Below are 1,006 nucleotides of genomic sequence, written 5' to 3' on the forward strand. Positions count from 1 at the left end.
CCATCAGGAGGGAGATCAGGTAAGGTTTCATGCGTACTCCGGGATCAGTGGCCCAGCAGGGGACCCAGGCCGTTGACCAGGCGCTCGGCCAGCACCATGCCCAGCAGGCCGATGAGGGCGATGCCCGGTGGTGCCGGTGAGCGCACCTTGAAAAGCGCATAGACGACACCGATCAGGATGCCGGCCCCCAGGGAAATCAGATAAGCGGACATGGCCCGGCTCCTCGTGAAGATGGGACGCCGCCGCGTCCCGCCGATGCAGGGCAGGAGCGCGGCGGCGTCGGTGACCCGACCGGCTTACTTGGCCGGGACCGGTGCCAGGATCTTCTGGTTGCCGTGCGGGCGCTGCTCGGCCTTGTGTACCATGGTGTAGGCGTAGTCCACGCCCATGCCGTAGGCACCCGAGTGTTCGCGCACGATGTCCATGACGGCGCTGTAGGTTTCCTTGCGGGCCCAGTCGCGCTGCCATTCCAGCATCACCTGCTGCCAGGTCACGGGGATGACGCCGGCCTGGATCATGCGCTGCATGGCGTAGTCGTGGGCTTCCTTGGAGGTGCCGCCGGAAGCGTCGGCCACCATGTAAATTTCGTAGTCGCCTTCGGCCATGGCACACAGGGCGAAGCTGTTGTTGCAGACTTCGGTCCACAGGCCGGCCACGACCACCTTCTTCTTGCCGTTGGCCTTGAGGGCGTCGCGCACCTTCTGGTCATCCCAGGAGTTCATGGAGGTACGTTCCAGGATGTCGTGCTCGGGGAAGACCGACAGCAGTTCCGGATAGGTGTAGCCGGAGAAGCCCTGGGTTTCCACGGTGGTGATGACGGTCGGGATATTGAAGACCTTGGCCGACTTGGCCAGGGCGACGACGTTGTTCTTCAGTGCCTGGCGGTCCATCGACTGCACGCCGAAGGCCATCTGCGGCTGGTGGTCGATGATGATGAGCTGGCAGTTGGCCGGGGTCAGGACGTCGAGTTTGGTGTTGGTGGTCATGATGGTTCCGTAGGTGGAGT

The 1,006-nt window shown here is 63.6% G+C and carries 2 protein-coding genes; both read right to left on the minus strand.

Annotated features, from left to right (window positions below):
* Positions 1 to 44: 44 nt before the first annotated feature.
* Positions 45 to 212: a DUF1427 family protein gene (locus I5W_RS30600; RefSeq protein ID WP_083859654.1), complete on the minus strand. Its 168-nt coding sequence runs from the start codon at positions 210 to 212 to the stop codon at positions 45 to 47.
* Positions 213 to 296: 84 nt separating this feature from the next.
* Complete coding sequence (locus I5W_RS26195; RefSeq protein ID WP_034334044.1) at positions 297 to 986, minus strand: hydrolase; 690 nt, start codon at positions 984 to 986, stop codon at positions 297 to 299.
* Positions 987 to 1,006: the final 20 nt, after the last annotated feature.

The sequence above is a fragment of the Herbaspirillum sp. B65 genome (genome assembly GCF_000333555.1).
Lineage (GTDB): Bacteria > Pseudomonadota > Gammaproteobacteria > Burkholderiales > Burkholderiaceae_D > Herbaspirillum > Herbaspirillum rubrisubalbicans.

Excerpts from the sequence above, each read along its gene's own strand:
- I5W_RS30600 (WP_083859654.1), bottom strand. The coding sequence starts at position 212 with ATGTCCGCTTATCTGATTTCCCTGGGGGCCGGCATCCTGATCGGTGTC.
- I5W_RS26195 (WP_034334044.1), bottom strand. The coding sequence starts at position 986 with ATGACCACCAACACCAAACTCGACGTCCTGACCCCGGCCAACTGCCAG.